Annotated in this window: 4 protein-coding genes; 2 read left to right on the top strand and 2 right to left on the bottom strand. The window is 72.8% G+C overall.

The genetic code is table 11. From position 1 onward, the window contains the following. Nucleotides 1–11 precede the first annotated feature (11 nt). Both QM809_RS17015 and QM809_RS17010 read left to right on the top strand, forming a co-directional pair. Entirely contained in the window at nucleotides 12–1,604 is a 1,593-nt protein-coding gene (locus QM809_RS17015; protein WP_415046870.1) for a (2,3-dihydroxybenzoyl)adenylate synthase, read from the top strand. A 311-nt stretch (nucleotides 1,605–1,915) separates the two neighbouring features. Continuing rightward, the gene (locus QM809_RS17010; RefSeq protein ID WP_415046869.1) at nucleotides 1,916–2,377 is read left to right on the top strand and encodes a GIY-YIG nuclease family protein; all 462 of its coding nucleotides are present in this window, start codon (nucleotides 1,916–1,918) and stop codon (nucleotides 2,375–2,377) included. A 248-nt stretch (nucleotides 2,378–2,625) separates the two neighbouring features. Here QM809_RS17010 and QM809_RS17005 read toward each other — a convergent pair whose 3' ends face one another. Further along, complete coding sequence (locus tag QM809_RS17005) at nucleotides 2,626–3,516, bottom strand: siderophore-interacting protein (protein ID WP_415046868.1); 891 nt, start codon at nucleotides 3,514–3,516, stop codon at nucleotides 2,626–2,628. 46 nt (nucleotides 3,517–3,562) lie between these two features. Beyond that, on the bottom strand, nucleotides 3,563–13,675 hold the full coding sequence (locus QM809_RS17000) for an amino acid adenylation domain-containing protein (protein ID WP_415046867.1): 10,113 nt from the start codon (nucleotides 13,673–13,675) through the stop codon (nucleotides 3,563–3,565). Between the last annotated feature and the right edge of the window lie 50 nt (nucleotides 13,676–13,725).

Raw genomic sequence — 13,725 nt, 5'->3', positions numbered from 1 at the left:
AGCCTTACCGTATGCGCGTGTCACCTTGGCCCACCGAACTCGTCGACCGCTACCGGGCCCGCGGGCTCTGGACGGACCAGGTGTTCGACGACCTGTTGACCGGAAAAGCAGCTGATCAGAAGTTCGCCGATCGAGTGGCGGTGGTCGACGCCGCACGTTCGCTGACCTACGCCGAACTGGACGATCGTGTCGGGCGTCTCGCCGCGGGCCTGGTCGCCAAGGGCATCGGGCGCGACGACCGCGTCCTGCTCCAGATCCCGAACTGCGTCGCCTTCGTCGAGACGCTGTTCGCGCTGTGGCGCGTCGGCGCGCTCCCGGTGTTCGGGCTGCCCGCCCACCGCGAGAACGAACTGGTCGGCATCGCCCGCGCCGCCGAGGCCGTCGCGATCGTCTCCCCGGCCGCGCGCCCGGGATTCGACTACCGTGCGCTGGCGCAGACCGTCGCCGACCAGGTCGACTCGGTCCGCGAACTGATCGACTGCGATGCGTTGGAAGACCTCTGGGCCGAACCGATCGAACACGAGCGGTCGAATCCGGAGGACCTGGGTTTCCTGCAGCTCTCCGGCGGCAGCACCGGCATCCCGAAGCTCATCCCGCGGACCCACGCCGACTACCTGTACAGCGTGCGCCGCAGCAACGAGGTCTGCGGCGTCGACGCAGACACCGTGTACCTGGTGGTGCTGCCCGTCGGCCACAACTTCCCGATGAGCTCGCCCGGGATCCTCGGCGCGTTCCACGCCGGCGGGCGCGTCGTGCTGGCCGAACAGCCGCTGCCGTCGGTGGCGTGGGACCTGGTGGAACGCGAACGCGTCACCATGGTCGGCATGGTGCCGCCGCTCGCGCGACTGTGGACCGAGACCGCCGAACGCGCCGCCGCGGACGGCGCCCCGACGCACGACCTCTCCAGCCTGGCGACCGTCCAGGTCGGCGGCGCCCGCTGCCCCGACGAGCTCGCCGAACGCATCGGTCCGGCCCTGGGCGTCCGCCTCCAACAGGTGTTCGGCATGGCCGAGGGCCTGGTCTGCTACACCCGGTTCGACGACCCGATCGACGAGGTGATCGGCACCCAGGGCCGGCCGATGTCCGACGACGACGAACTCCGCCTGGTCGACGAGGACGGGAACGTCGTGGCCGACGGCCCCGGGTTCCTCGAGACGCAGGGGCCGTACACGATCCGGTCGTACTGGGGCGGCCGCAGCCCGGAGTCGTTCGCCCCCGACGGGTGGTACCGCACCGGCGACGTCGTGGAGCTCTCGGCGGCGGGCAACCTGATCGTGCGCGGCCGCGGGGCCGACCGCATCAACCGCGGCGGCGAGAAGGTGTCGGCCGAGCAGGTGGAGGAGGAGCTGCTGGCGCACCCGGGCATCCGCGACGCGATCGTGGTGGCCGCCGCCGACAAGTACCTCGGCGAACGCACCTGCGCCTATGTGATCCCGGTGGACCCGGAGAACCCGCCGAAGCTGCCCGAGATCCGAGGCTTCATGCGCAAGGCCGGGCTGGCCGAGTGGAAGCTCCCCGACGCGCTGGAGATCCTGGAGAAGTTCCCGGAGACCGGTGTCGGCAAGGTGAGCCGGAAGAAACTGCGCGAGACGCTCGCGAGGTAGACGCCCGGAGCCCCTTCGACTCGGCTCGTCACTGCGTTCCTCACCGGCTCAGGGATCGGTGAGAAGCACGGCATCCTGCGTGGAGGCGCTGACGGTCGGTGGGGAGCGCGAATCTTCGGTGGGGGATGCTCATGGCCGCCGGCTGAGCCGGGCGAGCCGCTAGGCGAGTCCGTGTCGAAGCCGAGTATCTCGGGTGAGGCGGGGTTTCCCTCCGGATGTCCGGGGCGTCGTCTGTGGACAACTCGGTTCGGGCGTACGAACCTGTGGACGACGTCGTTGAGTGATCGTCGTGCAGTACCGAGACTGAAGCGATGAACGGGGGATTCGTCTACATCCTGCAATGCTCCGATGGGAGCGGGAGCACCCGCAGCCTCGACCATCGGACGAGCCAGCACCTCGCGGGCCTCGGCGGCGACTACACGCGCCGTCGGCAACCGGTGGAACTCGTGTTCGCGCACGAGTGCGCGTCGGTGCAGGAGGCCTGGGGGCTCGAACGGAAACTGCACGGGTGGTCGCGGGCGAAGAAGGCTGCGCTGATCGCCGGGCGCTTCGATCTGCTGCCGGGGTTGTGTCGCGGCGTGGGTATCGGAAGGGCGACGACGCCGGGCGTGCGACACCCGCGACGGGGGAGTGACGCCGACGACCCTTCGACGCGACGACTCACTGCGTTCGCTGTCAGCTCAGGGATCGGCGGGAGATGCCGTAGCCGCTGGATGACGGAGGATCGATGGGGTGTCGCCGATAGCCGCCGGCTGAGCAGGGCGAACCGCTAGGCGAGGCCGTGTCGAAGCCGCGGAGCTCGGGTGGGGACCCTTCGACTCGGTTCGTCGCTGCGCTCCTCACCGGCTCAGGGATCGGTGAGGAGCGCAGCTCACGTGGAGACGCGACGGTCGGCGGGGAGCGCTGCTCGTGTGAAGGCGTCGACCGTCGGTGAGGAGCGCTGCTCGCGGGGCGAGGCGGCTCATCGCCGCCGGCTGAGCCGGGCGACGAAGCCGGCCGTGTCGACGCCGAGGACCTGGGGTCAGTGGCGGCGCAGGCGGGCGGCCAGGCCCAGGACCTTGGTGCCGACCCCGTGACCGTGGTCGTGGCCGTGCTCGTGCGTGTGGTCGTCGAACTCCTTGAGGTCGCGGTCGTGGTTCGACTTCTTCGCGTAACCGTTCTCCGTGAGGCCCCGGCGCCAGTAGCCGATCACCAGCATGGAACGACGCTCCACACCGCGCTTGCGCAGGCCCTTGCGGATCGCCAGCACCTGCGCCGATTCGGCCGCGGCCCAGGCGAACACGCCGTCGACGAGCGGGTGTGCGGCGACGGCGTCCACCAGCAGCGTGCCGGTGCCCGCCTCGGCGCCCTCGCGGGAGAGCCACTTCACCTCGACCCCGGCCGGACGGGTGAGCTCCTGGCGCGCGGAGTCGTCGCAGACCTCCACGTACGCGGTGCCGCGGGCGTCGGCGGGCAGGTTCTCCAGGATGTTGCCGATGGCCGGGAGCGCGGTCTCGTCGCCGGCGATCAGGTAGTCGGCGGCGAGACCGATCGACTTCCCGCCGCCGCCGGCGATGCCGAGCGTGCTGCCGACCCGGGCGCGCGCCGCCCACGCCGAGGCCAGTCCCTCGTCGCCGTGCATCACGAAGTCGATGCTCAGCGTGGACTCCGCCGCGTCGAAGCGGCGCACGGTGTAGGTGCGAACGCGTTCGTGCAGTTCCGGCATGGTGCGGATCGGGGTGTCGGCGCCGCAGCTCGGATCGTCGAGCTCCGGGACGCCGTAGGTGCCGTCCGCCCGCGGCAGCAGCATCTTGATGTTCGGGAACTGGCCGGTGGCGATGTACGCCGCGACCGGCTCCCCGGCGAAGGTGACTCGACGCATGTGGGGGGTGATGTCGTCGACGGATACTGCGGTGAACAGCAGGGCGGGCATGGTGCTGATGTCTCTTTCGTTGTGGTGATCTAGTGCTGAGAATCGGTCAGGCGAATTCGCCGGCGAACTCCTCGATCTCGTCCTGCGTCAGATCGTCGACCAATGAGTCGGACGGTGTCAGACCGCCGAGTGAGTCGAGCACGGTCTCGTCGCTCAGTGCGTGGAGTATCTCGGACCACTTCTCGAGGACGGCGCGGACCCGGCCGTCGTCGACCAGCGTCCGCACCCAGGCGACCTCGGTGCGCAGGACGTCGCCCGACGCCGACGGCACGGTGACGGCGTTGAACTCCAGCGGATGCGACGCGGGCATGTCGTCGTCACGCAGCACCAGCAGCGGACGTCCCGGCCACAGCGAGGAGAAGAGCGAATCGCCTTCGCCCGTGGTCAGTCGACCGAGATAGTTGAACAGCACCGGGGAGGGGGCCTGCGGTCGCGCATCCGGATGCAGCTCCGTCAGCAGACCGTACTCGAGGCCGGAGAACTGCGGGCGGGCGAGGAGTTCCTTCACCTGCTTGATCGTGGCGTCCACGGTCTCGGCCGACGCCTCGGCGACCGTCGGGGGGAGATCGATGGGCACCGGCCAGAACGCGGTGAACCAGCCGAGCGTCCGGGAGAGATCGGCGCCCTCGACGAGGGTCTCGTCGCGTCCGTGGCCCTCCAGGTCGACGAACAGCCGACGGCGGTCGCCTTCGGCGGACACCGCGCCGATCGCCACCGCGAGCGTCGCCAGCAGCACTTCGGTCGGACCCGTGCGGTAGAGATTCGGCAGCCGGGACAGCACCGCGTCGGCGGGGACGTCGACCTCGATGCGCTCGACCCGGGCCGCGGTGTCGGTCTCCGCGTCCAGGGGACGCGTGCCGACCCGGATCTCGTCGGGGCCACCGGTGGGGTGCTCCCAGTAGGGGCGTCCGGCCAGGACGTCGTCGTCGACGGCGCGGTCGACGAGCGCGCCGGCCCACTCCCGGAACGACGTCCCCTCGGCCTCGATCTGGGCGGCGCGCGCCGCGGCGACCCGGTCGTACGCGGTGCGCAGATCCTCGATCAGGATCCGCCACGAGACGCCGTCCATCACCAGGTGATGCACGACGAGGACCAGCGCATCGCAGTCGCCTGCGGGGAGCCCGCGGACGAGCAGCGCCCGCACCGGCGGCCCGACCTCGGGATCGAGTCCGCGGGCGGCCTCGGCCGCGAGCTCGGTGATCCGGTCGTCGGCGCGGTCGGCGTCGAGACCGGACGGCAGCACGTGTTCGGCGATCTCGACCGCGGCCCCCGCCTCCGTCGGCGGGGCGACGGTCATCCCGTCGGAGGTGAGGACGGCGCCGAGCATCGGGTGCGCGTCGACCACCGCGGACAGGGCCTCGTCGAGCAGGGCGAGATCGGCGCCGACCGGTACCCGAAGCACCCGGGCCTGAGCGAATCCGCCGAGGCGGCCGCCGCGCAGCACCCGTTTCATCAGCGGAGTCAACGGCATGTCCCCGTAGGCCCGGGCGGGATCGGTCGTCGTCGCGGGGGGCCGGGCGCCGTGGACGGCCTGCTCGGCGAGGGCGCGCGGCGTCCGGAGTTCGAAGACCTGCCGCGGAGTCAGCGAGAGGCCGGCGGCGCGGGCGCGCGAGGTCACCTGGATGGCGATGATGCTGTCGCCGCCGAGGGAGAAGAAGTCGTCGTCGGCGGACACCTCGTCGAGGTCGAGGAGGTCGGCGACGATGCCGCACAGCACGGCCTCGGGAGAGTCCTCGGCGGTGACGACCGGCGCCGTCCGCTGCGCCCAGGGATCGGGGAGCGCGGCGCGGTCCGTCTTGCCGCTGGGCGAGAGCGGGATGTCGGCGACCGGGACGAACACTCCGGGGACCAGGTGCGCGGGAGCGATCTCGACCGTCGCCGCCCGCAGCGCCGAGAAGTCGTCGCCCTCGGTGCCCGACAGGTAGGCGACCAGCCGACGCGCGCCGGTCCGGGAGGAGCGCACGTCGGCCACGATCTGATCCACGGCCAGTCCGGCGGCCCGCGCCGCCCGCGCCAGGAGGGCCTCGACCTCGCCGAACTCGACGCGGTAACCGGCGATCTGGACCTGGTCGTCGGACCGCCCGAGGTAGTCGAGCCGGCCGTGTGCGTTCCAGCGGACCAGGTCACCGGTCCGGTACATCCGTCCGCCGTCGCCGAACGGGTTCGCGACGAACCGCTGCGACGTGAGGTCGCCGCGGCCGAGGTAACCGCGCGCGAGCTGCGGCGTGGTGAGATACAGCTCGCCGACCCGGCCCTCGGCGACCGGCCGCAGGTGCCGGTCCAGGACGTGGAGGACCGAACCGCGGGAGGGCACGCCGATGGAGGGGAGCGGGGTGTCGGAGACCTCGGTGAAGGTGATCTCGACGGTCGCCTCGGTGGGGCCGTAGAGGTTGAACACGGTCACGTCGGTCCGGTCGGTGAGCTCGGACCACAGCGCCGGCGGGAAGGCCTCGCCGCCGGTCGAGAGGTACTCGGGCACGTGCCGGTCCGGTGCGACCTCGGTGAGTCCGGCCCGCACGTACGCGTCGATCAGGACGGGCACGGCGTCGACGTAGTCGATGCGCCGTCGACGCACGTAGTCGACGACCAGGGCGGCGTCGGTCACGTCGGCGCGATCGATCAGATGGATCTCGTGCCCGGCGCACAACCACGCGATGTTCGACACCGAGGAGTCGAACGACAGGGTGTGGGTGCTGAGCAGCCGTTGACCGGGACGCTTCATCGTGAAGTACCGGTGCGATCCCAGGAGGGTGGCGATCGCTCGATGGCTGATCATCACGCCCTTGGGCAGCCCGGTGGACCCGGAGGTGTAGATCACGTACGCGGTCGCATCGGGGCGGGGGTGGCGCACCGGCCCCTCGGCTCCGCGGGGGACGGGAGCCGGGTCGGGGAGGTCCGTGAGATCGAGGACCACGGCGTCCTCGGGCAGCAGCCCCTCGACGACGCCGCGGCTCTCCGGGGTGACGAGCACGACCCGCGGGGCGCTGTCGGAGAGCTGGTGCGCGATCCGGTCGGCCGGGTACTTCGGGTCGATCGGGACGTATGCGCCGCCGGCCCGCCAGATCCCCAGGATCCCGGACAGCGCGAGCGCCGAGGTCTCGGCGACGACGGCGACCAGCTCCTCCGGCCCGACCCCCTGCGCGCGGAGGACCGCGCCGATCCGGTCGGCGCGCGCGGCGAGGTCGCCGAACGTCAGGGTGTCGTCGTGTCCGACGATCGCGGTGGTCTCGGGGTGCGCGGACACCGTGGTGTCGAACAGTTCCAGGACGCTCGTCTCGCCCTCCGGATTGGCTCCGCCGTCGCCGAGAGCGACGACGGCCGCCCGCTGCGCCTCGGTCAGCAGATCGAAGGAGGCGAGAGCGCGGTCGGCGTCGGCGGCGGTGAACTCTTCGATGAACGTCGACAGCTCGTCGAGCAGTTCGTCGAGCGCCTCGGCGCCGTACTCGTGCGCGTCGGCGTCGAGGATCAGCTCGGGCCGGCCGTCTCCCCCCATCGCGACGGTCACCGAGAAGTCCTGCACCGGCCCCCGGTCGACGGAGTGGACGACGGCGGGCAGACCGGCGAAGTCGAGCGTGGTGGCGAACGGTTTGACGTTCACCACGGTGCCCACGTGCCTGGTGAACCCCGAGGTGAGCGTCGGCTCGGCGCCGGGAACCGCTCCACCGCGGTAGCGCTGATGCGCGGAGAGCGCCCGCATCGTGTCCTGGGTGTTCCCGATGACGTCCCGGACCCGGTCGCCCGGTGCGGTGCGGACGGTCAGCGGGGTGAGGTTGACCGCCGAGGTCGGGACCCGCGCCGCGGCGAGGCCGAGACGGTTCATCAGGAGGAAACCCATCGTCTGGCTCTGCCGACCGGTGCGCCGGGCGAGGAAGGCGGCGACGGCGGCGGTCACCACCGCGGCCCAGTTGCTGGGGCCGGTGGGATCCGCGGGGTTCGTGACGGGGGCGATGCTCCGCCGGACGCTGCGCACCGAGCGGGCCTGCCCGGCGGCCTCGGTGGTGTCGGCCGCGGCGACCTGCTCAGTCCAGAACTCCGCATCGGCGCGGGCCTTCGGCGATCCGAGGTACGCCAGATCCTGGTCGACGACGTCGCGGATCGAGCCCAGCGGCCGACCGACGTCGGGTTCGCCCGCGCAGAGCCGCCGGTAGATCTCGGCGCCGCGGGTGAACACGAGGGAGAGCCCGTAGGCGTCGATCAGCGCGTGATGCGCGGCGAGCACCCAGAAGACGGTGTCGCCGTGCCGCAGGATCCACTGGTGCACACCGGGTTCGACGCGCAGGTCGTGCGCGTGCCCGGTCCAGCCGCGGACGTGGTCGGCGAGTCGCCGCCACGCCTCGCCCGGTGCCAGATCGACGACCTCCGGCGGCGCGAGATCGAACGCGCCCGGAATCTGCCGGACCCCGCCGTCGGTCTCGACGAGACGGGTGGTGAGGGCATCGGATTCGGTCGCCGCCAGGTGGGCGGCCCGGACGAGGAGGTCGACGTCGACTCCGCCCGTCAGCTCGACCGCATCGCAGACGTTGAACGTCGGGTTCTCCGGATCGAGCGTCTGGCCGAACCACAGGGCGGCCTGGCTCATCGTCAGCTCGATCGGCGTCGAGGAGTCGAGGTTCACGAGGCGTCTCCTTCCGAGTCGTCGTTCGTCCCCGGACCCGCCAGGAACGCGGTCAGCGCCGGTCCCCAGGCGGCCACGGCATCCGGGCCGAGCAGTTCGCCGTGGGTCTGGTCGACGGCGAGGTACTCCGCGGGGGTGAACGCCGAACCCCAGGTCGCCAGGGAGGCGGCCGGATCGGCCTCGACGTACAGCACGGGCGGGTCGAGCGGCGTCTGTGGCGTGCGCATGTCGCCGCATCACCTGCAGCGACCAGCCGCTGGAGGTGATCACCGCGTCGACCACGGCCGGGTCGAGTCCGGCGAAGAAGCTCTCGCCGCCCAGGACCAGGTCGATCGCCTCGTCCCGGCGCAGGTCGCCGGACCGCTCCGGCGGCACCGGGATGCCCAGCGCGCCGAGGGCCGACGCATTCGGGGAGAGCGTGTCGAGGTAGGCGTAGTACTCCGCGGGCGACTCGGCGAAGGCGTCCAGCAGCACCAGCGACTCGACGGTGCGGCCGCGGGCGGTGAGCTCGGCGGCCACCGCCGGGGCGAGCGAACCGCCGTACGACCAGCCGAACAGCACGAGCGGGCCGGGCACGGCGTCGTCGACCCGGTCGGCGAAGTACCGGACCACGTCGGGCAGCTCCTCGGGCACGGGACTCCCGCTGATCTGCGGGGCCTGCACCGCGTAGACGCCGCGCTCGACCGGGATGTACGGCAGCAGCTGGCCGAAGGGCCAGCCCAGGCCGGTGCCGGGCGGCAGCACGACGACGGTCGGCGCCGGACCGGCGACGCGGAACTCGATCACCGGGGTCTTGAGCCGGTCCGCGGCGGCCGGATCGCCGTCGAGCACGGCCGCGATCGCCGCGATGCTCGGGTCGGCGAACACCTGCGAGACCGCGAGGTCGACGTCCAGCCGCGAGCGCACCGCATCGGCGAAGGTCATCAGCTGCAGCGAGTGCGCGCCGAGGTCGAACAGGTTCGCGTCGACGTCGACGGTCTCCAGCCCGAAGGTCTCCGCGGCGAGCTCGGCCAGCACCCGCTCCAGCAGGGAGCCGGCGCGGCCGCCGTCGGCGGTCTCGGCGGCGGGCTCGGGCAGGGCCTTGAGGTCGCGTTTGCCGTTGACGTTCACCGGGATCTCGTCGATCCAGGTGAACGACGACGGGACCATGTACGCCGGCAGCGCCTCGGACAGGGTGCGTCGCACCTGCTCGTTCGACGGTGCGGGCGCCTCCGGATCGGCGACGAGGTACGCCGCGAGCGTGGTGGTGCCGCGCTGCCCGCCGTGCGCCGTCGTGTCGCTCGTGCGCGGGGCGACCACGGCCAGCGCGATGCCGTCGATCGCGGTGAGCGCCGCCTCGATCTCCGACGGCTCCACGCGGTAGCCGCGCACCTTGACCTGGTAGTCGGTGCGGCCCAGGTAGTCGAGCAGGCCGTCGGCGCGGCGCCGCATCAGGTCGCCGGTGCGGTAGAGCCGCCGTCCCGGATCGGACGGATGCGCGACGAAGCTGAGCGCGGTGAGCTCGGGGCGGTCGTGGTATCCGCGGGCCAGGCCGTCGCCTTCCACGTACAGCTCGCCGGCCACGCCCGGGGGCACCGGCCGCAGCCACGGGTCCAGCAGGTGGACCACGGTGTTGCTGATCGGCCGCCCGACCGTCGGGGTGGGCGAGTCGACGGTGCCGCCGCCGAGGGTGTTGATGGTGTACTCGGTGGGCCCGTACAGGTTGTAGCCGAGGGTGCCGGGCGCCTCGGTCAGGGCGTCCCACACCCCGGTCCCGACGGCCTCGCCGCCGAGCAGCACCAGCGCCGGGGCATGGCCCTCGTCGTCCAGCAGGCCCGCCCCGATCAGGTACTCGGCGTACGTCGGGGTCACGTTCACGACGTCGACGTGCCACCGATCGCAGTACGCGACCAGCGCCTCGGGGTCGCGGCGCAGGTTCTCGTCGCACACGTGGACGGTGTGCCCGTAGGTGAGCCAGAGCAGCTCCTCCCATGACATGTCGAACGCGAACGACACCGTGTGCGCCACGGTCAGCCGCTCGTACTTCGACAGCGCCACCGACGGCCGGAAGATCTCGTCCTCGTGGTTGAGATACATGTTGGTCAGGCCGCGGTAGCCGGTCACCACGCCCTTGGGCTTGCCCGTCGACCCGGAGGTGTAGATCAGGTACGCCGGGTGGTCGAGGCGGCCGGGCCGGTCGCTCGCGAAGAGACCGAGCTCGGCGTCGTCGAGCGGCCCGGCCGGCAGCGCGTCGAGCCGGGCGCGGACCTCCGGGTCGCGCAGCCGGACCGGGGACGGCCCGTCGGCGAAGATGTGCGCCAGCGCCTCGTCGTCGGCGCCCGCGGTGAGCGCGACCACCGGGCGGGCGTCGTCGACCAGCCCGCGCAGCCGCTCGGCCGGATGGACCAGCTCCAGCGGCAGATAGGCCGCACCGGTGCGCAGCACCGCGAACAGCGCCACGACCATCTCGATGGACCGCTCGATCGCCAGGGCGACCACGGTCTCCGGTCCGGCGCCCTGGGCCAGCAGCAGACGGGCCAGCCGGTTGATCTCGGCATCGAGTGCGCCGAAGGTCAGCGTGGTGTCGCCGAACACGAGCGCCGGGGCATCGGCGTGGGCGGCCGCGGTGACGGCGAGCATCTCCGACACCGACAGCTCGGGCACGTCCAGGTCGCGGCCGGCCTGCGGCGGTTCGGCCGCGGTGATCGGGAGGGCGGCCAGCGGCAGGTCTTCCAGCGGTCCGGCGTCCGGCGTCGCCGGCTCGCCGTCGGTACCGGAGAACGCCTCGAGCAGGGCGAACAGGTCGTCGACCAGGCCGGCGGCCGTCACGTCGTCGACCAGGTCGCGGCGGGTCTCGACGGTCACCGCGAGCTCGCGGCCGGGCGTCACGACCACGGTGAGCGCGAAGTGCGTGTGATCCTCGCTGTCGTGCCCCACCACGCCGTGCTCGGCGCCGAGCCGGCCGTCGTCGATGAAGTTCTGCAGCACCAGCAGGACGTCGAAGAGCGCCGGGGTGCGGACCGCCGCGGCGATCTCGCCCAGGCTCAGCCACTCGTGACCGAGCAGATCGAGGCGGTCGGACTGCTGGGCGCGGAGGAACTCGCCGACCGGGGCATCCGGCCGCAGCCGGGCGCGCACCGGCACCGTGTTGAGGAACATGCCGATCGCGGCGTCGGCGCCGTCGACCTCGGTGGGCCGGCCGGCGACGGTCTGCCCGATCACCACGTCGGTGCGGCCCGACCAGCGGCCGGTCACCAGGAGCAGCGCCGTCGAGAGCACGGTGTTGAGCGTGACGCCGACGCGCTGCGCGGTGGCGCCGAGCCCCTGCGACTGCGCTTCGGTGAGCGAACGCTTGACCACGCGGGTACCGCCGCGGACCACCGGATCGGCGCCCGGGCGCAGCAGCGCGGGCTCGTCGTAGCCGTCGAGGTAGCGGGACCACGCGGCGAGCGCGGCATCGCGATCGCGGGCGGCGAGCCAGCGGAGATACCGGGCGAACGCGGGCTCGGCCGCGGCCTCGCGGTCCGGGGCGGTGCCCGCGTAGTGGGCGAGCAGCCCGCCGATGAACACGCCGTTGGACCAGCCGTCCCACACCAGGAACCGGCGCGAGACCACCAGGCGGTCGCCGTCGGCGCGACGCAGCAGGGTGGCGCGCCAGAGCGGGGGAGTGTCGAGCTCGAAACGCCGGACCTTGTCGGCCTCGACGATCTGCGCCTCGGCCTCGGCGAGCGCCTCGCCGGTGAGCACACGCAGGTCCACCACTTCGAGCGGCGGAGTCAGACCGTCGACGATGAACTGCACGGGCGCGGGCAGGCCGTCGTGGGCGAAACCGGAGCGCAGCGGCGGGTGCTCGGCCATCAGCGCGGCGAGGGCCCGGCGCAGCCGGCCGGGGTCCAGCGCCCGGTCGAAACTCAGGACGAACTGCGCGTTGTAGACGTCCAGATCGCCGGAGACCGCGGACTGGAAGTAGAGGCCCTCCTGCAGCGGGGAGAGCCCCCACACCGCGGTCAGCGGCCGGGCGATCCGGGTCTGCAGGGTGCGCAGATCGGCTTCGGCGAGGTCGACGGCCACCAGGTCGTCGAGACCGGGACCGGGCCGGTTCGCCGGGTCGGCGGCGGCCGAGGCGAGCAGGGCGGCCGCCCGCGGGAGCGCGGCGAGGAACGCCTCGGCGTCGACACCGGCGACGTCCTCGGCGGTGACGGTGGCGGTCAGGCCGTCGTCGTGCAGGGCGACGGCCAGCTCCGCGGCGGTCTCGCCCTCGGTGAGCAGCGTGAGTCCGCGCGCATCGTCGACGCGGACGGTGAACGCCGGCGGCAGTGCGGTCAGGACCGGTCCGGCCTGCGGATGCAGGTATTCGAGCAGGCCGAAACCGGCGGCCGGCGGCGCGAGGACCTCCCGGGTCCGGGCCAGGGCCTGTACGGGATCGGTGCCGGTCCAGAGCTCGGTCGGGACGGCGGTGCCCAGCGGCAGGGTGCTGTCCGCGCCGCCGCAGGCGAGATCGTCGCGGCCGTCTCGCACGAGGTCGACGACGAGCGCGGAGGAGTCGGTGGCTGCCGAGTCGGCGGCCGTGCGCTCGGCGCGGGCCAGACCCAGCGCGAGCCCGGCCACGGCCAGCCCGGTCCCGACGGCGTCGAGGCCCACGGCCCGGAAGGCGTCCGGATCGAGGCCGGGGGCGGTGCCGGTCCGCGGATCGGCGGCGGGGGCGGGGGGGACCGCTCGCGCGGCGAGCGCCCGCCAGGCGTCCAGCCGTTCGACGACGTCGGCGTCCAGTGCGCGCTCGCCGCAGCGGTTCAGCAGTTCTTCGGGATCGTCGGCGGTCGACAGCTCCAGCGGGGCGCCGGTGGCGACGGCCTCCCACGCGGCGGCGAGATCGCGGGCCAGCAGCCGGCGGCCGGCGGCGTCGACGAGCAGCGGATGCGCGGAGATCACCAGCATGCCGGCGTCGTTGCCCAGACCCGGGATCCAGGCCGTCGCGATGCCGCCCGGGCGGCGGTCGGTCCACTGCTCGTCGAGCAGCCGCTGCGGTTCCGGGGACTTCCGGGTGCGTTCCAGGACGGTCGGCGCGGCGCCGTCGGGGGCGGCCGACGGCACGTACTCCCAGAGTCCGGGCGCCAGCCGTTCGACGGTCAGGGCGAGTTCGGGATGCGCGGCGACGACGGCGTCGACCACCGCCCGCACCTGCGCCTGTTCGGCGCGCGGCGGGGTGGGGACGGCGAAGACGGTCGCCGCGGCGGTGAGAGCGGTGTCGTCGTCGACCTCGTCGAGGGCGTCGTCGTGCGCGGCGATCCACTCCTCGGTGCCGGGGAGGGTGCCGGGGAGGGGGGTCCCTTCGACGGGCTCAGGGAACGACGAAGAGAGCTCAGGGGTCGACGAGGAGGTCTCGGCCTCGGTGAGATGGGCGGGCCGGGGGAGAGCGGTCTCCAGCGGCGGTCCGACGACGGTGTCCGGGGCCGCCAGGAGCTCGCGCAGGTAGGCGGCGAACTCGTCGGCGATGGCGGACATCTCGGCGCGCTGGGAGCCGGGGCCGTGGAAGTAGACGGCCACCGACCGGGTCGCGGCGTCCACCTCGAAGAAGACGTCGATGTCGCCGGTGGGGCCGGAGGAGAGGATCTCCA

The sequence above is a fragment of the Gordonia sp. (in: high G+C Gram-positive bacteria) genome (assembly GCF_047600385.1).
GTDB lineage: Bacteria > Actinomycetota > Actinomycetes > Mycobacteriales > Mycobacteriaceae > Gordonia.
This window is presented reverse-complemented; position numbering and strand designations above follow the sequence as displayed.